Source organism: Sphingomonas arabinosi (assembly GCF_036663715.1).
GTDB lineage: Bacteria > Pseudomonadota > Alphaproteobacteria > Sphingomonadales > Sphingomonadaceae > Sphingomonas.
The window spans coordinates 115,781-136,668 of record NZ_JAXOJN010000001.1 but is presented as its reverse complement, the minus strand read 5'-3'; the positions used below and the strand labels follow the sequence as shown (position 1 = coordinate 136,668).

The 20,888-nt window shown below is 66.1% G+C and carries 24 protein-coding genes; 15 read left to right on the top strand and 9 right to left on the bottom strand.

Going from position 1 to position 20,888, the window contains the following annotated elements; all coding sequences use genetic code 11:
• Positions 1-109 precede the first annotated feature (109 nt).
• Positions 110-1,354: an argininosuccinate synthase gene (locus tag U1708_RS00645; RefSeq protein WP_332741719.1), complete on the top strand. Its 1,245-nt coding sequence runs from the start codon at positions 110-112 to the stop codon at positions 1,352-1,354.
• 123 nt (positions 1,355-1,477) lie between these two features.
• Positions 1,478-3,067 (top strand): hypothetical protein, encoded by a 1,590-nt coding sequence (locus U1708_RS00640; protein WP_332741717.1) that lies wholly within the window; start codon positions 1,478-1,480, stop codon positions 3,065-3,067.
• Here the strand turns inward: U1708_RS00640 and U1708_RS00635 are convergent.
• The 4 genes from U1708_RS00635 to U1708_RS00620 form a co-directional block, all read right to left on the bottom strand.
• Complete coding sequence (locus U1708_RS00635; protein WP_332741715.1) at positions 3,027-4,175, bottom strand: GNAT family N-acetyltransferase; 1,149 nt, start codon at positions 4,173-4,175, stop codon at positions 3,027-3,029. The genes U1708_RS00640 and U1708_RS00635 overlap by 41 nt on opposite strands.
• A gap of 166 nt (positions 4,176-4,341) precedes the next feature.
• Positions 4,342-4,806, bottom strand: coding sequence for a RidA family protein (locus U1708_RS00630; RefSeq protein ID WP_332741713.1), 465 nt, complete (start codon positions 4,804-4,806; stop codon positions 4,342-4,344).
• Positions 4,807-5,010: 204 nt separating this feature from the next.
• Positions 5,011-5,637 (bottom strand): HAD family hydrolase, encoded by a 627-nt coding sequence (locus U1708_RS00625; RefSeq protein WP_332741711.1) that lies wholly within the window; start codon positions 5,635-5,637, stop codon positions 5,011-5,013.
• Positions 5,634-5,903 carry a DUF3572 domain-containing protein gene (locus U1708_RS00620; protein WP_332741709.1) on the bottom strand — a complete coding sequence of 90 codons (270 nt, stop codon included), beginning with the start codon at positions 5,901-5,903 and terminating at the stop codon, positions 5,634-5,636. The genes U1708_RS00625 and U1708_RS00620 overlap by 4 nt, the downstream gene beginning before the upstream one ends.
• A gap of 36 nt (positions 5,904-5,939) precedes the next feature.
• Between U1708_RS00620 and U1708_RS00615 the strand changes: the two genes are divergently transcribed.
• Entirely contained in the window at positions 5,940-6,302 is a 363-nt protein-coding gene (locus U1708_RS00615; RefSeq protein ID WP_332741707.1) for a response regulator, read from the top strand.
• A 100-nt stretch (positions 6,303-6,402) separates the two neighbouring features.
• Here the strand turns inward: U1708_RS00615 and rpmG are convergent, their stop codons facing one another.
• Positions 6,403-6,570, bottom strand: a complete 168-nt coding sequence (gene rpmG / locus U1708_RS00610) for a 50S ribosomal protein L33 (RefSeq protein ID WP_055881863.1) — start codon at positions 6,568-6,570, stop codon at positions 6,403-6,405.
• 70 nt (positions 6,571-6,640) lie between these two features.
• On the opposite strand from rpmG, the gene U1708_RS00605 reads away from it, so the two are divergent.
• From U1708_RS00605 to U1708_RS00580, 6 genes are all read left to right on the top strand, one after another.
• Complete coding sequence (locus tag U1708_RS00605; protein WP_332741703.1) at positions 6,641-6,946, top strand: hypothetical protein; 306 nt, start codon at positions 6,641-6,643, stop codon at positions 6,944-6,946.
• Between the two features lie 134 nt (positions 6,947-7,080).
• Positions 7,081-7,578, top strand: a complete 498-nt coding sequence (locus U1708_RS00600; protein WP_093398573.1) for a Dps family protein — start codon at positions 7,081-7,083, stop codon at positions 7,576-7,578.
• 69 nt (positions 7,579-7,647) lie between these two features.
• Complete coding sequence (locus tag U1708_RS00595) at positions 7,648-7,833, top strand: DUF1328 family protein (protein WP_248524602.1); 186 nt, start codon at positions 7,648-7,650, stop codon at positions 7,831-7,833.
• A 70-nt stretch (positions 7,834-7,903) separates the two neighbouring features.
• Positions 7,904-8,410, top strand: coding sequence for a DUF6265 family protein (locus U1708_RS00590; RefSeq protein WP_332741695.1), 507 nt, complete (start codon positions 7,904-7,906; stop codon positions 8,408-8,410).
• A 104-nt stretch (positions 8,411-8,514) separates the two neighbouring features.
• Positions 8,515-10,107, top strand: a complete 1,593-nt coding sequence (locus U1708_RS00585; protein WP_332741693.1) for a cisplatin damage response ATP-dependent DNA ligase — start codon at positions 8,515-8,517, stop codon at positions 10,105-10,107.
• A 72-nt stretch (positions 10,108-10,179) separates the two neighbouring features.
• A complete protein-coding gene (locus U1708_RS00580; protein WP_332741691.1) occupies positions 10,180-10,962 on the top strand; it encodes an AcvB/VirJ family lysyl-phosphatidylglycerol hydrolase in 783 nt (260 codons plus the stop codon).
• Between the two features lie 279 nt (positions 10,963-11,241).
• On the opposite strand, the gene U1708_RS00575 is transcribed toward U1708_RS00580, so the two are convergent.
• Together U1708_RS00575 and U1708_RS00570 are read right to left on the bottom strand one after the other, a co-directional pair.
• A complete protein-coding gene (locus tag U1708_RS00575; RefSeq protein WP_332741689.1) occupies positions 11,242-12,051 on the bottom strand; it encodes a glutaminyl-peptide cyclotransferase in 810 nt (269 codons plus the stop codon).
• 32 nt (positions 12,052-12,083) lie between these two features.
• On the bottom strand, positions 12,084-12,950 hold the full coding sequence (locus U1708_RS00570) for a cold-shock protein (RefSeq protein WP_332741687.1): 867 nt from the start codon (positions 12,948-12,950) through the stop codon (positions 12,084-12,086).
• A gap of 303 nt (positions 12,951-13,253) precedes the next feature.
• Here U1708_RS00570 and U1708_RS00565 point away from each other — a divergent pair, with 303 nt between their 5' ends.
• The 6 genes from U1708_RS00565 (at position 13,254) to U1708_RS00540 (ending at position 19,117) form a co-directional block, all read left to right on the top strand.
• Positions 13,254-13,874 (top strand): ribonuclease D, encoded by a 621-nt coding sequence (locus U1708_RS00565; protein ID WP_055881883.1) that lies wholly within the window; start codon positions 13,254-13,256, stop codon positions 13,872-13,874.
• Positions 13,871-14,527: an LPS export ABC transporter periplasmic protein LptC gene (gene lptC, locus U1708_RS00560; protein WP_332741683.1), complete on the top strand. Its 657-nt coding sequence runs from the start codon at positions 13,871-13,873 to the stop codon at positions 14,525-14,527. Before U1708_RS00565 ends, lptC begins: the two co-directional genes overlap by 4 nt.
• Before the next feature lie 5 nt (positions 14,528-14,532).
• Complete coding sequence (locus tag U1708_RS00555; protein ID WP_443029901.1) at positions 14,533-15,096, top strand: LptA/OstA family protein; 564 nt, start codon at positions 14,533-14,535, stop codon at positions 15,094-15,096.
• 129 nt (positions 15,097-15,225) lie between these two features.
• Positions 15,226-16,008, top strand: coding sequence for an LPS export ABC transporter ATP-binding protein (gene lptB, locus U1708_RS00550; RefSeq protein ID WP_307088231.1), 783 nt, complete (start codon positions 15,226-15,228; stop codon positions 16,006-16,008).
• Positions 16,009-16,161: 153 nt separating this feature from the next.
• Positions 16,162-17,661 carry an RNA polymerase factor sigma-54 gene (gene rpoN / locus U1708_RS00545; RefSeq protein WP_332741678.1) on the top strand — a complete coding sequence of 500 codons (1,500 nt, stop codon included), beginning with the start codon at positions 16,162-16,164 and terminating at the stop codon, positions 17,659-17,661.
• 61 nt (positions 17,662-17,722) lie between these two features.
• Positions 17,723-19,117, top strand: a complete 1,395-nt coding sequence (locus tag U1708_RS00540) for a DUF418 domain-containing protein (RefSeq protein WP_332741676.1) — start codon at positions 17,723-17,725, stop codon at positions 19,115-19,117.
• 13 nt (positions 19,118-19,130) lie between these two features.
• Here U1708_RS00540 and U1708_RS00535 read toward each other — a convergent pair whose 3' ends face one another.
• Positions 19,131-20,129: a ligase-associated DNA damage response exonuclease gene (locus tag U1708_RS00535; RefSeq protein ID WP_332741674.1), complete on the bottom strand. Its 999-nt coding sequence runs from the start codon at positions 20,127-20,129 to the stop codon at positions 19,131-19,133.
• Positions 20,130-20,193: 64 nt separating this feature from the next.
• The gene (locus U1708_RS00530; RefSeq protein ID WP_332741672.1) at positions 20,194-20,799 is read right to left on the bottom strand and encodes a hypothetical protein; all 606 of its coding nucleotides are present in this window, start codon (positions 20,797-20,799) and stop codon (positions 20,194-20,196) included.
• Between the last annotated feature and the right edge of the window lie 89 nt (positions 20,800-20,888).

The following is a 20,888-nucleotide window of genomic DNA, read 5'->3' as shown; positions in this document are numbered from 1 at the left end:
CCGGTTCGGTTGTACGCGCCATTAACGCCATAGTTGCAGGCGCCGGTTGCATGGACGCCCCCTAGCGCATAGGGGCGCGGGCATTGGATATTGCCCGAAGGATTCTGCCGTGACCGATCAGATCAATCGTCCCGCCGGCGACGCCGGCATCAATCGGGTCGTATTGGCCTATTCCGGTGGCCTGGACACGAGCGTGATCCTGAAATGGCTCCAGCAGACGTATAATTGCGAGGTCGTCACCTTCACCGCCGATCTCGGCCAGGGCGAGGAACTCGAGCCCGCGCGCGCCAAGGCCGAGATGATGGGCGTCAAGCCCGAGCACATCTTCGTCGACGATCTGCGCGAGGAGTTCGTCCGCGACTACGTGTTCCCGATGATGCGGTCGAACGCGCTGTACGAGGGGCTGTACCTGCTCGGCACGTCGATCGCGCGGCCGTTGATCGCCAAGCGCCAGATCGAGATCGCCAAGATGGTCGGCGCCGACGCGGTCAGCCATGGCGCGACCGGCAAGGGCAACGACCAGGTCCGCTTCGAGCTCGGCTATTACGCGCTGTCGCCCGATATCAAGGTCATCGCACCGTGGCGCGAATGGGATCTCACCAGCCGCACCAAGCTGATCGAGTTCGCCGAGCAGCACCAGATCCCGGTCAGCAAGGACAAGCGCGGCCAGGCGCCGTTCTCGACCGATGCGAACATGCTGCACACGTCGAGCGAAGGCCTCGTGCTCGAGAACCCGTGGGACGAGGTCCCCGACTATGTCTATTCGCGCACGGTAAACCCCGAGGACGCGCCCGATACCCCTGAATACATCACGATCGATTTCGAACGCGGCGACGGCGTCGCGATCAACGGCGAGGGCATGAGCCCGGCCACTGTGCTGTCGACGCTCAACGAATATGGCCGCCGTCACGGCATCGGCCGCCTCGACCTGGTCGAGAACCGCTTCGTCGGCATGAAGAGCCGCGGCATGTACGAGACGCCGGGCGGCACGATCTATCACCTCGCGCACCGCGGCATCGAGCAGCTGACGCTCGATCGCGGCGCCGCGCATCTGAAGGACGAGCTGGCGCCGCGCTATGCCGAGCTGATCTACAACGGCTTCTGGTTCTCGCCCGAGCGCGAGATGCTGCAGGCCGCGATCGATCACAGCCAGGAGAAGGTCTCGGGCACCGTCCGCCTGAAGCTCTACAAGGGCGGCGTGTACGTGGTCGGCCGGAAGTCGCCGAACTCGCTTTACTCGGAGAAGGTCGTGACGTTCGAGGACGATCAGGGCGCCTACGACCAGCGCGATGCGGCCGGCTTTATCAAGCTGAACGCGCTGCGGCTGCGCTTGCTGGGGCGGCGTGATCAATAGGCGCTACCGGTAATCGTCACCCTGTCGAACTGCCGTTTCGATAACGAAGTTTACCAGGAAGATCGTCAACTCGTCGTGCGCGCACTTGTCTAGTGCGCCCACCCGCCCCTAGGGTTCGACGATATGATTACTCAGGGGGAAAAGCTGCATTGGTGGCAGACGCGCGCATTCGTTGCCGCCGTCGCGATCGCGTCGATCATACCGCTGCTGTGGCCGGAGATCCCGCCGCTGGTCGACCTGCCCGGGCATATGGGTCGGTACCGCGTCCAGCTGGCGATCGCCGACAATCCCTGGCTTTCCCAGTGGTATAACTTCCGCTGGCAGATGATCGGCAACCTCGGCATCGACCTGCTGATCGTGCCGCTCGCGCCGATCTTCGGGTTGCAGCTGGCGGTGAAGCTGATCGTCATGACGATCCCGGCACTGACGGTGACCGGGCTGCTCTGGATCGCGCGCGAGGTGCACGGGCGGATCCCCGCGACCGCGTTGTTCGCACTCCCCCTCGCCTACAGCTATCCGTTCCAGTTTGGATTCGTGAATTTCGCGCTCGGCATGGCGCTCGCGCTCAACCTGTTCGCGCTTTGGCTGCGGATGGGGCGGCTCGATCGGCTGCGGTTGCGGACGGCAATCTTCGTGCCCGTCTCGTGCCTGTTGTGGCTGTGCCATACGTTCGGCTGGGGCGTGCTGGGCGTACTGGCCTTCTCCGCCGAGCTGATCCGCCAGCACGACATCCGCCGCGACAGCGATCCCAAGAGCTGGGCACATGGCTGGTTCCGGGCGTGCATCCAGGCGGGGCTGAACTGCCTGCCGCTCGCGCTGCCGATGGTGATGATGGTGGTCTGGCGATCGGGCGATCATGTCGGCGGCAAGACGCAGGACTGGTTCAACTGGCGCTGGAAGATGAACTGGATCACGATGGTCCTGCGCGATCGCTGGATGACGTTCGACATCGCGTCGGTCACCGTGTTGTTCGTGATCCTGTTCCGCGGCGTGCGCGACCAGACGATCGAATATTCGCGCAACCTGAGCCTGTCGGCGCTGTTCCTCGCGATCGTGTATATCCTGCTGCCACGGATCGTGTTCGGTTCGGCCTATGCCGACATGCGGCTCGCGCCGTTCATGCTGGGGATCGCGGTGATCGCGCTGCGACCGCGTCATGGGCTGTCGCTGCGCGGCGCCGCCGTGCTCGCGGTGCTGGGCTTTGCGTTCTTCGGCGTGCGGCTGGCGGGGACGACCGTCAGCTACCTGATGTACGATCGTAGCTATGATCAGGCGATCGCCGCGATCGATACGGTGCCGGAGCGGTCGCGCGTCGTGTCGTTCGTCGGGCGGCGCTGTCGCGACGACTGGGCCTATTCGCGGCTCGAGCATGTGCCTGCACTTCTGCTGGAGCGGCGGCTGGCCTTCACCAACGATCAGTGGTCGATGGCCGGCGCGCAGTTGATGACGACGCAATATCCGGCGGCGAAGGGCTTTGCGCATGATCCGTCGGAGATCGTCAGCGACATCAAGTGCCGTGGCCAGTTCTGGCGACCGATCGGGGTGGCGCTGGAGAAATTCCCACGCGATGCGTTCGACTATGTCTGGCTGATCCACCCGCCGAAGTTCGATTCCGCGCTGGTCCGCGACCTGACGCTGATCCGGCGCGACGGCACCAGCCTGCTCTACCGCGTCAACCGGGCTGCTGCTGCTCGCCCCGCCGGAACGGAGTAAGCTCGCCAAGATACTCCTGCTGCTCGGCGACGGCTTCGCGTTCGCGGACGAGATAGTCGGCGATCGCGCGGCGGAAGCTCGGGTCGGGGATATAGTGCGCCGAGTAGGTAGCGACCGGCGCATACCCCCGCGCGAGCTTGTGTTCGCCCTGCGCCCCCGCCTCGACGGTCTTCAGCCCGCGCGCGATGGCGGCGTCGATCGCCTGGTAATAGCAGAGTTCGAAATGGAGGAACGGCACCTCCTCCGTCGCCCCCCAATAGCGGCCGTAGAGCGTGTCATCGCCGATCAGGTTGAGTGCGCCCGCGATCGGGACGCCGTCGCGCTCGGCAAAGATAAGCAGGACGCGGTCGCCCATCGTCTCGCCGATCCGGTCGAAGAAGCTGCGCGTAAGGTAGGGCTGACCCCATTTGCGGGCACCGGTGTCCTGGTAGAACACCCAGAACGCATCCCAATGCTCGGACGTGATCTCGGCGCCGCAAAGGTGGCGGATCGTCAGCCCCTCGACTGCGGCGGCGCGCTCCTTGCGGATCGCCTTCCGCTTGCGGCTGGCGAGCACGGCCAGGAAATCGTCGAAGCTGGCATAGCCGTCATTCTTCCAATGGAACTGCGTGCCCTGCCGGATCAGCCATCCCGCGGCCTCGAACAGCGCCACCTCGTCGGGGTCGATGAAGGTCGCATGCGCGGAGGACAACCCGCTCTGGTCGGTCACCGCCTCCAGCGCGGCGATCAGCGCAGGCGCCTGATCGCGGTCGCGGAGCAGCAGGCGTGGGCCGGGCACCGGGCTGAACGGTGCGGCGATCTGGAGCTTCGGGTAATATTGCCCCCCCGCCCGCTCCCACGCGTCCGCCCAGCCCTGGTCGAACACGTATTCGCCCTGGCTGTGGCTCTTCGCATAGGCGGGCGCGATTCCCGCCGGCTTGCCGTCGGGGCCATCGACCACGACGGGTAGGGCTTGCCAGCCCGACCGGCCACCGACGCTTTTCGACGCTTCGAGCGCGGACAGGAAGGCGTGGCCGACGAACGGGTTAGCCGTGCCGGAACACGCCTCCCAATCCTCGGCCGCGATCGAGGAGACGCCTTGGGCGATGCGAGCGGTGACGGCGTTCATCCGCAACATTTGGGGTGGTAAGCCGCCGATAGCAAAGGCCGCGTCAGCTTATCTCGAAGGAAAACAGCCGCCCGTCCCATACGATGTTCTCCCGCGAACGCGGGAGCCCAGGACCACAAGGGCTGCGCTTGGTACCCTGGCCTCCCGCCTCCGCGGGAGAACAAGATCAGGCAGAAACCTGCACGATCGCGTCGATCTCGACAGCTGCCCCCAGCGGGAGAACGGGAACGCCGACCGCCGAGCGCGCATGCTTGCCGACATCGCCGAACAGCGCGACCATCAGGTCCGATGCGCCGTTCGCGACCTTGGGCTGGTCGGTAAAATCGCCGGTCGAATTGACGAACACGCCGAGCTTCACGATCCGCTCGACGCGGCCGAGCGTGCCAAGCGCCGCCTTCATCTGCGCGACCAGCATCAGCGCGCACAGCTTGGCCGCCTCCTGCGCGTCTTCCAGCGAAACGCCGTCTCCGACGCGGCCGGTGACCAGCTGACCGTCCTTGAACGGCAACTGACCCGAGATGTGGAGCATGCCGTTCGCCAGCACGGTCGGGACATAGGCCGCCACGGGTGCGGCAGCCTGCGGAAGGGTGAGGCCCAGCTCTTCGAGCTTGCGGTCGATACGATCGGTCATGGGGAAGGTATCACCACAGCGGCGGGGGACGGGTCAAGTGACTCGCCACCCCGCCAGCTCCTTCCCCCCTCCCTGAAAGGGAGGGGCCGGGGGTGGGTCGGCTTCCGCATTATGAGGACCGTTGCGACCAAAGCTAACCAACCCACCCCCAACCCCTCCCTTCCAGGGATGGGAGACCGTTGTGCTCATGGCAAACCGACCGACTCAAACGTCCGCCGGCAAACCCGCCTCGAACCGTGCGGAAATCCAGTCGGCCGCCTCGCGCCAGTCGTCGATCCGCGCATGCGCCTCAGGCGCCTTCGGCACGTTCACCGCCAACGTCGGCTCGGAGACCATGTGCAACCGGTGCACCCCCGGCGCGTGCTTCGCGACCGACTCGTGATGCACCGCCAGATCGTCGACGAACACCGTCACCGGCGAGCCATATTCCTCGACCAGCCGAGACACCGGCGTACCCTTGCCGCCCTGGTTGCACTCCACCCGGTGGGCGATGCCGAACTTGGCGAGCTGTTCGATCCGCGGTTGGCGGCACGCGTCCTGAAGGTTGGTGAGGATGACGATGTCCGCCACCTCAGCCAGCCGCTCCAGCGCCTCGACCGCATGCGGCACCAGCGTCTGGCGGTGCATCTCGCCGGGAAAGAACTCACCCAGCATCGCCCACATATCCTCGCGCGAGGGCGGCGGGCTGCCATCGCGTCGCGTCATCGCGGTCGAGAAATCGCCGTGCTGGATCGCGAAGTCGATATCGTGACGCTCGTCGAGCCACACGCCGAAATGCTTGACCATGTGCAACAGCACCTCGTCGCAATCGCTGATCAGCAGCGGCCTCATGCTTCCAACTCCATACGCGCGCGGACTAGTGACTCGGGCTTCACGCCGAGCGATTCGGCACACGCGATCAGGTCCGGCTCGTGGTTCTCAAGGAACCCGAGCGCGGCGGACAGCACCGTCGGGTCGCTCGCCCTGGCGCGCAAGTCATGCGGCTCAAGGCCGGTCACCGACAACAGCCGCATCGCCCGATCGGGCTCGACCAGGGTCCATACCAGAGCGCGCAGGGCGAGCGCTTCGGCGTCTTCGTTTGAATCGCGGTCGCGCATTGCCTATCGTGCCTTCTTTCCGAATAAGGTGGATCGGTGGCAAAGAAGGTGCTCGTTGTCGAGGACAACGAACTCAACCTCAAACTATTCTGCGACCTGTTGCGCGCGCATCAGTTCGCCGTCGAACCCGTGCGCGATGGCCGCGAAGCCGTTGCACGCGCTCGGGAATTCGTGCCCGACCTGATCATCATGGACATTCAGATGCCGCACGTCACCGGCTACGAGATCATCCTCGAACTGAAGGTCGACGAGGACTTGCAGGCGATCCCGGTGATGGCCGTGACCGCCTATGCCGGGCGCGAGGACGAGGAGCGGATCCGGGCTGCGGGCGCTGATTCATACGTGTCGAAGCCGATCAGCCTGGCGCGGTTCATGGACGCGGTAGGGGCGCTGGTCTGATCCAGCCCGATCCGGGGCGGAACGCCAAAAGCCGCGGATATCGCTATCCGCGGCTTTTCGGATCTTCGCAATCAATCGGCAGCTTACACCGCCAACCCGATTACTTGATCTTGGCTTCCTTGAACTCGACATGCTTGCGCACGACGGGATCGTACTTCGAGAAGGAGAGCTTCTCCGTCTTCGTACGGGGATTCTTCTTGGTGACGTAGAAGAAGCCGGTGTCAGCGGTGCTGAGCAGCTTGATCTTTACGGTGGTCGGCTTGGCCATGAGCCCAATTCCTATGGCTTGAAAATGCGAAAGCGGCGAACTGACGCCGCCGCTCCATCAGGGGCGGCGCATGGCGGACGCGCGCGACGAAGTCAAGCTTTACGCCTTCGACACGCGGCAGGACGCATCATTTAACCCGCTATTCACGACCATAAGCGCATTCTACCGTCGGATAAATGCGAGCGGGATCGCGGGCCAGGCAGTACGAATCGACGACATGATCGCGGTGAAAGCCGACCTGACCGCCCGAAGCGCCGCGATCGGCGCGACCATTGGTTCGCTGGTCGCGATCGTCCCCGCCGCGCTGATGGGCGAGGCTGCACGGCTGAAACTCCGCTCAGGCCGCTGCGCATCGCGATCACCATCGTGTTCCTGATAGTCGGCGTCGTCCTCGCGCTCGGTGCCCTGCGATTGGTCTAGGGGCGATTGGTCTAGCGGGAGATTGGTTAGCGGGCGGAGCAATTCGGCGTTCGGATCGTTCACGCAACGACTTTTCAACCGGAGCTAGACATGGCCGACATCAACCCCGCCCTCGACACGCCCACCGACCTGCCGAGCAACAGCACCAAGTCGGTCGCCGACGCGCTGAACGCCGCGCTCGCCGATTGCTACGCGCTGTATCTCAAGACCAAGAATTTCCACTGGCACATGTCGGGGCCGCATTTCCGCGATTACCATTTGCTGCTCGACGACCAGTCCGCTCAGATCATCGGCGTGACCGACGCGATCGCCGAGCGCGTGCGGAAGACGGGCAACACGACGCTGCGCTCGATCGGCGATATCTCGCGGCACCAGACGATCGCCGACAACGACATGGCGTTCGTCGGCCCGACCGAGATGCTCGCCGAACTGCGCGAGGACAATTTGAAGCTCGTCGAGCAGTTCCGCATCGTCAAGGACGCAGCCGACGCCGCCAAGGACAACGCCACCAGCGGCATCGTCGACGAATGGACCGACCACGCGGAAGAACGCGCATGGTTCCTGTTCGAGGCCAGCCGCAAGGCCTGATCGTTACAGCCGAGGAACAATCCAGTCGCCGGGCCGGTTGAGAGACCTTACTGAAAACTGGAGGCCGCCATGCTGAAGCTCGCAATCACCTTTCTCGTCATCGGCGCCGTTCTTGCGCTGCTCGGTTTCGGCGGCATCGGCGGCGCGTTCATCGGCATCGCCAAGGTCCTGTTCTTTATCGCGATCGCGCTGTTCGTGATCTTCCTCGTGCTCGGCCTGCTCGCCGGCAAGGGGATTAAGAACGCGATCGACTGACGCGCATACCGCTCGCGACTCGCCAAGCGGCGCCAATCATGTAGCCTCTGCCGGAAACGGTGGAGGCTATATGCATTTCTGGATCACGATCCTCGCGGTCGCCGCATTGCCGGCCTCGTCCCTCGCTGCCGTTCCCGACGAGACGCGGTCCGCCGCCCCCGGAATCGCACCGCCGGCCGCGAGCATTGACTCGCTCGCATGGCTGGAGGGAAGCTGGCACGGGCCCGGCCTCGGCGGCGATGCCACCGAGGTCTATGCAGCGCCCGAAGCCGGTCAGATCACGGGACATTTTACGCAGACGCAAAAGGGCGAGGTCGCCTTTTACGAACTGATCCAGATCGTCCCCGTCGGCAGATCGCTGGCCTATCGCCTGCGTCATTTCAACGCCGACCTGACCGGCTGGGAAGACAAGACGGGTAAACCTGAGAGCTTCCCGCTCGTCGCGATGGAGAAGGATGCGGTCCATTTCGATGGACTGACGATGCGCCGACTCGGGCCCAACCGCATCGACGTCTGGGTACGGATCGACGGCAAGGCGCCGCGCGAGGTTCTTTTCAGCTACACGCGCACCCGGTGAAGATGGGCGCGGTGAAGATCGGCGCGGTGAAGATCGGCGCGGTGAAGATCGGCGCGGTGAAGGGGCGCGGGGAGCGGCGGCGGCTTCCCGTGCGTTGAACGACGATGCACGCTTTCGCCGCCCTGCTCGACTCGCTCACCTACACCCGGTCGCGCAACGCGAAGCTGAAGCTCATCGCGGATTACCTGCGCGCGACGCCCGACCCCGACCGCGGCTGGGCGATGGCGGCACTGACCGGCGATCTCGATCTCAAGGGCGTGAAGTCGGCGGTGATCCGCGGGCTGATCGAGGAACGCGTCGATCCGGTGCTGTTCCGGATGAGCCGTGATTATGTCGGCGATACCGCGGAGACGGTGGCGCTGCTCTGGCCAGAGCCGACGGTTCCGGTCGATCCCACACCCCTGTCGATAACCGACGTCGTCGAGCGGCTCGCAGCGTTGTCGCGCGCCGATGCTCCCGGCGCACTGGCGGACATGCTCGGCAGGTCGGATGCCGAAGAGCGGTTCGCGCTGCTCAAGATGGCGACGGGCGCGCTGCGGATCGGTGTGTCGGCGCGGCTGGCGAAGACCGCGCTGGCGGACGCGTTCGGTCTCGACGTCGATGCGGTCGAAGAAGTCTGGCACGGGCTCGACGCGCCCTATGCCAGCCTGTTCGCGTGGGCGGAGGGCACGGGCGCGCAGCCGACCCCCGCCGACGTACCCGTGTTCCGGCCGTTCATGCTCGCCCACGGCCTCGAAGACCTCCGCGTCGATCTCACCGACTATGCCGCCGAGTGGAAATGGGACGGCATCCGTGTGCAGATCGTCCATGTCGCGGGCGAAACGCGCCTCTACAGCCGCACCGGCGACGACGTGACGGGCAGCTTTCCCGAGATCGCCGCCGCGTTCCGCACGCCGGGCACGGTCGACGGCGAGTTGCTGGTGAAGGGCGAGCATCAGGGCGGCACGCTGGAGGACGGCGGCGGCGCGGCCAGCTTCAACGCGCTCCAGCAGAGGCTCGGGCGCAAGACCGTGTCGGCGAAGATGCTGGCCGAGTATCCCGCGTTCGTCCGGCTCTACGACCTGTTGCTCGACGGTCAGGAGGATCTGCGGGCGTTGCCCTGGACCGAGCGGCGCAAGCGGCTCGAGGCGTTCGTGCCGCAACTCGATCCCGAGCGGTTCGATCTGAGCGCGGTGATCGAGGCGGAGGACTTCACCGCGCTGGAAGCGATCCGCGCCACCTCGCGCGATGCCGCGATCGAAGGCGTCATGCTCAAGCGCCGCGACTCGCCCTATGTCGGCGGACGACGCGCGGGGCTCTGGTACAAATGGAAGCGCGATCCGCTGACCGCCGACTGCGTGATGATGTACGCGCAACGCGGCTCCGGGCGCCGCTCGTCCTATTATTCGGACTATACCTTCGGCTGCTGGACCGAGGACGGCGAACTGCTGCCCGTCGGCAAGGCCTATTCCGGGATCACCGACGAAGAGCTGAAAATGCTCGACAGCTTCGTCCGCAACCATACGCAGAACCGGTTCGGCCCGGTGCGCGAGGTGGAGAAGACGCTGGTGCTGGAGATCGCGTTCGATTCGCTCCACGATTCGAAGCGGCACAAATCGGGCGTCGCGATGCGCTTCCCACGGATCGCGCGGATCAGGACCGACAAGCCCGCGGCGGAGGCGGACCGGATCGAGACGCTCAAGAGAATGATTACGTAATCCGCGCGTCATCGAACCACACGGCGTAGTCGGGCTATCACGCGCGATCCTGCCACGCGTAAGGATGGTCCGGTGAACAGTTCGAAACACCCCCGCACCGCAGCGGCACGACGCTGGCGGCGCGGCGCGTGGGTGACGGGCATTCTCTCTGCGATCGTCGTGCTGTTCGTCTATCTCGCGGGCTATTTCGATCGCGATCCGGTGCATGTGTATCCGGCTATCGGCGTCCAGTCGTCGGCAGCACCGTCGGTCGCGGTCGTCAATTTCTCGGGCGACATGGGGCTGCGGTTCCTGCTCGGCGCGTCGACCTCGCGGGGACTGACGCAGCACGGAATCCGGGTCGTCGGGATCACGACGCCAGCCTTGTTCGCGAGCACCCGCACGCGCGACGAGCTGGATGCGATCGTCGCGGACGGCATTCGAACGGCACTGGCCCGGACCGGTGCGAAGCGGATCGTCGTGATGGGCCAGTCCTATGGCGCCGACATAGTCCAGACCGGGCTGGCGGACCTGCCTCCGTCGTTGCGCGCGCGGGTCGCGGCGATCGTGTTGATCCTGCCGGGAAACACGGTCTTCTACCGCGCCGATCCGTCCGGGCTTCTTTACGATCACGGAACGCCGGACAGCATGGGGGCGACGACCGGCAACCGCCTGACCTGGGCGCCGCTGACGTGCATCTACGGCGTCGAGGAAACCGACAGCCTGTGCCCGCTGCTGACGATCCCGAACGTGCGCAAGGTCGGAATGCCAGGCGGCCACAACATCCGCCACGATGCGGACGGGTTGCTGGCGCATGTGCTTGCCGCGATCCGTGGGGTGGCTCCAGGGGCTGGGCGCGCTGACACTGGAAATTAGGGCGCAGAGCGATCGCTAGGACTAATTCCAGCGGCGGCTTTTCAAAGCCCCCCAAAACTCCATCGCCCCCCTTCCGTCATCCTGACGAAAGTCAGGACCCAGGGTCAAGAGTGTAGGCGTTCGTAACTCTGGGCCCTGACTTTCGTCACGATGACAGAATGAGCAAGTGAAGGCTGGAACGATGCCACCCTGTTCTCCCGCGAAGGCGGGAGTCCAGCCTGGGCTCCCGCCTCCGCGGGAGAACAAGAGAGAGGGTACCGGATAGCGTGACGGAGCGGCTTACTGCGGCGCGGCCCCAATCTTTATCTCGAACAGCGTCGGCCAGTATTTGCCCGTCACGAACAACCGGTCCGCCTTCGCATCCCACGCAATACCATTGAGCACCGCCTCCCGGTCGGTAGCCGCGATCTCCGCAACCAGCGGGCGCAGATCAATCACCGCAACCACCTTGCCGGTCTTCGGATCGATGCGGACCAAGAACCCCGTATGCCACACGTTCGCCAGCAGCGCGCCGTCGACATATTCGAGTTCGTTGATGTCCCGCAGCGGCCGCCCGTCGATCGTCACCGCCACGCGGCGACGCTCCGCCAGCGTCAGCGGATCGCGGAAAATGATGTCGGAACTGCCATCGGACTGGAGCAGCGACACGCCGTCGCTCGTCAGCCCCCAGCCCTCACCGGTGTACCGGTTCTGCCCCTTGGACTTCAGCGTGCGGACGTCCCAGCGATGCGCGATACCGTCATGCCAGGTCAGGCTGACCAGCTCGTCCTTCCACAGCGCGAGGCCTTCGCCGAACTGCGCCGGATCGATTCGCGCCTTCGCCAGGATCTTGCCGTCCTTGAGCGACACCCGGCGGACGTCGGATTGCCGCTCCTGCCCCGTACTCTCGTACAGCGCGCCGTCGTGCCACAGCAGCCCCTCGGTGAACGCGGTGCGATCGTGTGGATAGCGCGCGACGATCGTCGCCGGGAACACCGGCACGCGAGTCGGCTCGCGCGCGGCCGGCGCAGCCACCTGCCCCGCCCGCACCACAGACGATGAAACGAGAACGGCCGGCCCCGCCAAAGCGAGACCGGCCGCAATCGTCATCCTACCGAACACGGTCGGACCAGTCAGCTGGATCAGCCGCCTGCGCTCAGGTTCACCGCTGCGTACTTGCCGCGACGATCGACCTCGAGCTCGAACTCGAGCTTGTCGCCCTCGTTCAGCGTCGCCATGCCGGCGCGTTCCACGGCCGAGATGTGGACGAATGCGTCAGGCTGTCCGTCGTCGCGCTGAATGAAGCCGAAGCCCTTCATCGCGTTGAAGAACTTGACCGTACCGGTCGCCTTCTCGCCGGTGAGCTGACGCTGTGCGCCACCTGCACCACCGTCACGGTCGCCACCACGGGGCGCGCCCGGGCCGGCGTCACGGTCACGCGGCGGGCCGCGATCGGTGACGGCCATCGGCTCGCCGTCGATCTTCAGGTCGGTTGCCGAGATACGGCCACCGCGGTCGACGAGCGTGAAGCCGAGCGGCTGACCCTCGGCGAGCGCGACCATGCCGGCCTGCTCGACTGCGCTGATGTGGACGAACACGTCCTCGCCGCCGTCATCGCGAACGACGAAGCCGAAGCCCTTCTGCGCGTTGAAGAACTTTACGACGCCGGTGCCTTCGCCGACGACCTGGGGAGGCATGCCGCGACCACCGCCGCCGCCGCCACCGCCCGAGAAGCCGCCGCCACCGCCGCCGCCGCGGTAACCACCGCCGCCGCCGCCGCTGCCGCCACCGAAGCTGCTGCCGCCGCCGTAGCTGCTGCCACCGCCGCCACCGTAACTCGAACCACCGCCGCCGCCGCCATAGCTGCTGCCGCCGCCGCCGCCGAACCGGTCGCCGCCGCCACCAAAGCTGCTGCCGCCGCCGAACTCGTTGTCGCCGCCGCCGAAGCTGTCGCGCTTGTCGCGGCCACGCCCGCCACGGTTCCCGCGGCCACCTTTATCGAAACCCATAAGCTCTGTTCGTCTTCCCGGTTCGCCCGCAAATTTCTCAAAACCCTTGTGCCGGACGACGAACGCAGGTTTTCCAGCGCGAAACCTTTTGCGCCTTGAGGGGACCCTTAGCGCAAAATACAAGCCGTCGCGAATAGATTCTGACGTATCGGGCCGCGATAAGGACCGATACTGATGCAAGTGTCGCTCCCGAGCCACGACTCGTCGCACCGGCACCGCAAACGCCATCTTATCGCCCGATTCCGCGCGTGGCTGCCCTTACGGCCATTGAGCGTTCAGCCGCAGGCGGCTACGGCGCCCGGCATGACAGTTTATCTCCACGAAGGCGACATCCCCGCCGATCTGTTCGCGGCCGGCGCCGCGATCGCCGTCGATACCGAGACGATGGGGCTCATCACCCCGCGCGACCGGCTGTGCCTCGTCCAGCTCTCGGATGGCGGCCCCGACGAACACCTCGTCCGATTCGCCGCCGGTGCCGGCTACGACGCACCAAATCTGAAGGCGCTGCTGGCCGACCCGGCACGCGTAAAGCTCTATCATTTCGGCCGATTCGATATCGCTGCGGTCCAGCATTATCTCGGCGTCGTCGCCGCGCCGGTCTATTGCACCAAGATCGCGTCGCGGCTGGTGCGGACCTACACCGATCGCCACGGCCTGAAGGAGCTGGTCCGCGAACTGCTCGGCCAGGATATCTCGAAGCAGCAGCAATCCTCCGACTGGGGCAGCCCCGAACTGTCCGACGCGCAGAAGGATTATGCCGCGTCCGACGTGCGCTTTCTCCACCGGTTGCGCACCGAACTCGACAAGCGCCTGATTCGCGAAGGCCGGATGGAGCTGGCACAGGCCTGCTTCGACTTCCTGCCGACCCGCGCCGCGCTCGATCTCGCCGGCTGGCCCGAAATCGACATCTTCGCCCACGCATGACCCAGATGCCGCCGCCCTCCCCGATCGCTCGTCGCGCCCGCACCGCGCGACAGGACTGGGCCGCGCCCGGCGGCAGCCACGATCGCTTCGTGGCGATCGCCCGCGTCGCGCTGCCGACCGCGATCGGCGTGCTGGCGGCGTTCCTGGTGATGGCGCCGCTGACCGCGGGCGGCGACGTGTCGTTCCTGCTCGACAAGAACAAGGTCGACGTCGCGCAGGAGCGGATGAAGATCCAGGCGGCACGCTATCGCGGCGAGGACAGCAAGGGCCAGTCCTTCACCCTCGACGCGAAGTCCGCGATCCAGAAGAGCTCGGCCGAGCCGATCGTCCAGCTCAACTATCTCGCGGCACAAATCCAGCTCACCGACGGCCCCGCCAACATCAAGGCGAACACCGGCCGCTACGACATGGACACCGAGAAGGTGCAGCTGTTCGGTCCGCTCAACGCCACCGCGGCGGGCGGCTACGACCTGAAGACTACCAACGCGACGATCGACATGAAGGCGCGCACGCTCGAAAGCGGCGGTGCTGCGACCGGCACCGTCCAGCAGGGGATTTTCAGCGCCAACAAGCTGCGCGCCAACCTTGAGGAACGCACTGTTACGCTTGACGGCAATGCCCGCTTGCGGATCATCCCCAGAGGGCCGAAATAGCCGCCATGCGCGCTTCCCCTATCTTCGCCGGTCGGATCCTCATGGGGATAACCGCCGTCCTGCTCTCCACGACCGCGGTCGCGCAGCAGTCGCACAATTCCAACGCCCCGATCGATTTCGGCGCGGATCATATCGAGCTTCAGGACAAGGCGAACCGCGCCATCCTGTCGGGCAATGTCGCGGTCAAGCAGGCCGAGATGACGCTCAATTCGGCGCGGATGACGGTCGCCTATACCGGCCAGGTGATCGGCGGAAACCCGCAGGTCTCGCGGCTCGACGCGTCGGGCGGCGTGATCGTCAAGCGTCCCGACCAGACGGCGCGCAGCCAGTACGCGATCTACGACCTCAACCGCCGCGTCATCACGATGCTCGGCGCGGTCACGCTGACGCAAGCCGGCAACACCGTGAACGGCGGGCGCCTGACGATGAATCTCGACACCGGCCGTTCGGTGATCGACGGATCGTCGGTCGCGGGGGGCAGCGCGAGCGGATCGACCGCGAACGGTGGCACCGTCACGCAGACCGGCGGTCGCGTGACCGGCACCTTCTCGGTCCCCAAGCGCAACTGACGCGCGAGCGTATTGCAGGGGCTTCCCTCCGGCGGCGCGCTCCTGCATGTTTCCTGCCAAACCCCCGAGGTTCGGCGACATCATCAACGCCGAGCGTTCGGCGACTGACTTTTGCGAGGGCCTGATCCCATGGACGCCACCACGCTGCCCCCGATCGAGGACGTAGAGCCGATTTCCGAGCCGCCGGTGAGCAACGGGCTCCAGGTCGTCTCGATCGCGAAATCCTACGACAAGCGCGTCGTGCTGACCGACGTGTCGGTGTCGGTCGGGCGTGGTGAAGTCGTCGGCTTGCTCGGGCCCAACGGCGCGGGCAAGACGACCTGCTTCTACTCGGTGATGGGTCTCGTGAAGCCGGATTCGGGCCGCATCATGCTCGACGGCGAGGACATTACGAAGCTGCCGATGTACCGGCGCGCGATCCTGGGCCTCGGCTATCTGCCCCAGGAAACGTCGATCTTCCGCGGCCTCACGATCGAGAAGAACATCCTGACCGTGCTTGAACTGTCCGAGCCCGACAAGGCGGCGCGCCAGCGGAAGCTCGACACGCTGCTCGAGGAATTCGGCCTCACCCGCCTCCGCACGGCCCCGGCGATGGCGCTGTCGGGTGGCGAGCGGCGTCGTGCCGAGATCGCCCGCGCGCTCGCGGCGGATCCCTCGATCATGCTGCTCGACGAGCCGTTTGCGGGCATCGATCCGATCTCGATCGCCGACATCCGCGATCTGGTGAAGGATCTGAAGCGCCGCGACATCGGCGTGCTGATCACCGACCACAACGTCCGCGAAACGCTGGAAATCGTCGACCGCGCCTACATCATCTACGACGGCCGCGTGCTGTTCTCCGGCTCGCCCGCGGAACTCGTCGCGGATGCCAACGTCCGGCGGTTGTATCTCGGCGAAGGCTTCTCGCTTTAGGTTTATGGAAAGGCTCGCGCATCCATTCCTCCCCGGCACGGGGAGGGGGACCAGCGGAGCTGGTGGAGGGGGCGCCCCGCAAACGCAGCGTCTGACGCGAGCCCCCTCCGTCGACGCTTCGCGCCGCCACCTCCCCTTGCAGGGGAGGATTTAGTGAGCCTCGCCCCTCGCCTGGACATCCGCCAGTCGCAGTCGCTGGTGATGACCCCACAACTCCAGCAGGCGATCAAGCTGCTGGCGCTGTCGAACCTGGAAATCGAGGGGTTCATCGCCGAGGAAGTCGAGCGCAACCCGCTCCTCGAAGCCAGCGCCGCCGAGGACAGTGACGCCCCCGACCGCGACCCCGTCCCCGAAGCCCGCGACGAACGCGTCGCAGCCGACGAACTCGTTTCCGGCACCGGCGCAGGCGACGAACCGACGCTCGACGTCGACTACGCCACCGAAAGCCATCAGCAGGACAGCGTCGCCGACGGCGGCAGCGGGATGGACGGTGCGCTGTCGATGACCGGCGCGAGCGCGGGCGGCATCGGCGGCGAGGACGGCCCCGATCTCGACGCGTTCGCGGATACTAGCCTCAGCCTCGCCGATCACCTCCTCGCTCAGGCCGGTCCCGCGATCCCCCGCGAGGATGCGTTCATCGCCGCGCACCTGATCGATCAGATCGACGAGACCGGCTATCTCACCATATCGCTGCTCGACATCGCCAACCGGCTCGGCGTGCCGCTGGTCCGCGTCGAGGGCGTGCTGGCGACGATCCAGACCTTCGACCCGACCGGCGTCGGCGCGCGCGATCTCGCCGAATGCCTGACGTTGCAGGCCAAGGAAGCCGACCGCTACGACCCCTGCATGGCGCGGCTGATCGACAATCTCGACCTGCTCGCGCGCGGCGAACTCACCCGGCTCAAACGCATGTGCAACGTCGACGACGAGGACATGGCCGACATGATCCGCGAACTGCGCGGCTATGATCCGAAACCCGGCTGTCGCTACGGCGGCGAGCCGTCGCAGTCGGTGACGCCCGACCTTTTCGTGGCGCGCACGAAGGCAGGCTGGGCGATCGAGATCAACGCCACCACCCTGCCCCGCGTACTCGTCAACCGCAGCTACTACACCGAGCTGTCGGGCGGGCAGCAGGACAAGGCTTCGAAGGCGTGGCTCAGCGATTGCCTCGCCAGCGCGAACTGGCTGGTGAAGGCGCTCGACCAGCGCCAGCGCACGATCATCAAGGTCGCGACCGAGATCGTGAAGCAGCAGGAGGCGTTCTTCCTGAAGGGCGTCGCGCACTTGCGGCCGCTGACGCTGCGCCAGGTGGCCGACGCGATCGAGATGCACGAATCGACCGTCAGCCGTGTGACGAGCAACAAATACGTGTCTTGCGCGCGCGGCCTTTACGAGCTGAAATACTTCTTCACGAGCGCGATCCAATCGGCGGACGGCGGCGAGGCAGTGTCGGCGCAGGCGGTGAAGTCCGCGATCCGCGCGCTGATCGACACCGAGGGCACGAAGATCCTGTCCGATGACACGCTGGTCGACCTGCTAAACGCCAAAGGCTTCGACATCGCACGCAGGACCGTCGCCAAGTACCGCGAAGCACTGGGGATCGGAAGTTCGGTACAACGCCGCCGGGCCCGTACACTAGAGGGTGCTGGCTGAGCTTGCCTTTCGTCGCGATCGGCCTAGCGTCGGGCCTGTCATCTCGGGGGGGCCCAGAACGATGCACGACCAAGCCACACGCGACTTAGCCGCCACGGCAGCCGAACCGACGATACTTCAGGCGACGGAGCCCGACGGCGCGCCGCGTATCGCGGTCCTCGACATCCTGCGCGGGATCGCGATCCTCGGCATCCTGTTCATGAACATCAACGACATGGGCGGTTCGCTCTGGGCGTCGTTCGGCGATTTTCGGCATCTCGGCTGGAGTCAGGCCGATCAGGTCGCCTGGTGGCTCCGCGAAGTGATCGCCAACGGCACCGCGCGCTGCATGCTCGAACTGCTGTTCGGCGCGGGGATGGTGATCCTGACCGATCGCGCCGCGCTGAGCGTCGGCAAGCGCGTCGTGATGAAGCGCTATTATCTCCGCAACGTGCTTCTGCTCGGGTTCGGCATCGTCCACCTCTTCATCCTGTTGTGGCCCGGCGACATCCTCCACAGCTATGCGATCGCCGCGTTGGCCGCGTTCCTGTTCCGGCGGATGCGCCCGCGCTGGCTGATCACGATCGGGCTGGTCGCCGCCGTCGCGCAACTCGGTGGCGCAGGCTATTTCGGCTATTACCAGACGGTGCAACAGCGCTCGCAGGCCGCGGCGATCACCGCCGCCCGTGCCGCCGGTCGACCGGTCACCGCTGACGACCGGAAGCTGCTCGCCAAGGTCGCGACCGGCGACGCCAAACGCGCGAAGAGCAAGGCCGAAGGCCTTGCGAAGGTCGTCGCGGAGGACAAGGCGCGCACCGGCAGCTTCGCGACGTGGGCGGCGATGCAGTGGCGCGTCACGGCCGATCTCCAGTCGCAGGGGTTCGAGCTGATCGTCTTCTGGGAAGCCGTCAGCGTCATGCTGATCGGTGCCGCGCTCTACAGGCTCGGCATCCTGCAAGGCGCACGATCGCGCGGCTTCTACCTTCGCATGACGCTGATCGCCTATGCGGTCGGCATCCCGCTGCGGATCGTCGGCGCGATCGAACAGACGCGGTTCGATGGTGCGCCAAAGACGATCTGGGCCACCGCCGAGGTCGCGCGCGAGGCGATGACGCTCGGCCATATCGGCGCGGTATGCCTGCTGCTCGGCACCGGGTTCGGCGCCACGCTGTTGCGGCCGTTCATCGCGGCCGGGCGCACCGCGCTGTCGATCTACATTCTCCAGACGATCGTCTGCCTGTGGATCCTGTTCCCGCCCTTCGGGTTCGCGCTGTACGGCACGCTCGGCTGGGCCGGACTCATGGCGACCGCGCTGGCGGTCAACATCGGCCTGTTGCTGCTCGCCAACGCCTATGTGCGGAAATTCGACATCGCCCCGGTCGAATGGGCATGGCGCTCGCTGGTCGAGGGACGCGCGCTGCCGTGGCGCAAGACGCCGCCGTCGCCGCCGTTCTCCGGAGAACTACGCCCGGTGTGACGGGACGGCGGCCTCAGTCGTCCTCGTCCTCGAACCCCACCAGCGCCAGCGCGCGCGCCTTGATCTGGCGGGTCATGCACCAATGGACCAGCGCATCCTCGCGCCCGTGCGTGACCCACACCTCCTGCGGCGCGATCTCGGTCAGCGTCGTGGTGAGTTCGTCCCAATCGGCGTGATCGCTCAGGATCAGAGGCAGCTCGACGTTCTTCTGCCGCGCCCGCCCCCTTACGCGCATCCACCCGCTCGCCATCGCGGTGATCGGATCGGGCAGCCGCCGCGACCAGCGATCGTTGAGCGCCCCCGGCGGACACATCACGACATGCCCCGCCATATCCGCCTTCTTCGCGTCGGCCACCGGCAGCAGTTCGCCGAGCCGCACGCCATGCTCAGCGTACAGGTCGCACAACTTTTGCAGTGCGCCGTGGATGTAGATCGGCGCCTCATGCCCGCGCTCACGCAATTCGGCGATCACCCGCTGCGCCTTGCCCAGCGCATAGGCACCCACGACCACGCAACGATCCGGGTTCGCGTGAAGGGCGGCGATCAGCTTGTCGATCTCGTCGCCGGTATCGGGGTGGCGAAACACCGGCAGGCCAAAGGTCGCCTCGGTGATGAACACATCGCATTTGACGGGTTCGAACGGCGTGCAGGTCGGGTCTGCGCGGCGCTTATAGTCGCCCGAAACGACGATCCGCTCCCCGCGATAATCGAGCACGATCTGCGCGGACCCAAGCACGTGGCCGGCAGGGACGAAGCCGATATCCACCTCTCCCATCCGGATCGTCTCGCCGTACGCGACCGGGTTGCCGGCCTGCGGACCATAGCGCGCATCCATGATCGCCAGCGTCTCCGGCGTAGCCCACACCGCCTCGTGCCCCCCGCGCGCGTGATCGGCATGCCCGTGCGTCACGAGCGCCTTCGCGGTCGGGATCGACGGGTCGATCCAAGCGTCGATCGGCTTGACGAGAATGCCGTGCGGATGCGGTTCGAGCCAGTCGCCGAGTTTTGCCATGGGCTGATAACGCGCGACCCGCGAGTGCGGTGCCACGCGCCCCTACTGCCCTACTGCGCCCAGCCTACCGCCGCCCCCCGACCTTCACCGTCGCCACGATCGCATCCATCCGAGCCGCCGCGATCGCCTGAGCCGGCGCATTGCGCGCAGGCGGCCCGGCCGCCTTGACCAAATAGGTGACGCGGTCGATCGTATAGCAGGTGCCGTTCACGACCGTCCGCAGGTTGGTCGCGCGGACCTGCTGGCTCATCCCCGCGTCGCCGTTCGAATACACCGTCCAGCGATGGCCCCCGATCATCCGGTCGGGCAGCCTGCGCCCGCTGCCCGACTTCAGTCCCGCCGTGCCGCAGGTCGCGACGACCGCGGCGCTGCGGCTGAAACCGACCTGGACGATTTCGGTCACCTGTCCCTGGCCATCGCTCGGCTTGGCGACCTGCCAGAACCGGACGATGCCGACGCCGCGACCGACCGGGCTACCGTCCCACACCTGCCGCCAACCGCTGTTCATCAGCGGTCGCCCGGCGAAATTGCGGGTCGGGGTCAGGGCCGACGCATAGGACAGCCGCACCGTGCCCCCTGCGCCGAGGAAGGACTTGGTCGCGGCGCTGGCGTTGGCGAAAGGAAGAAAAGCGAGCAGTGGCAGTGGCAGCAAAAAGCGAAGAAGCGTCACCGATCGTCTTTCACAAAGAGAGGCTTGGCAGTGTGCCGCCGGTTTGCGCCGCGTCCATAGCGGTGCGGCGCAACGCCCCCATATGGCGA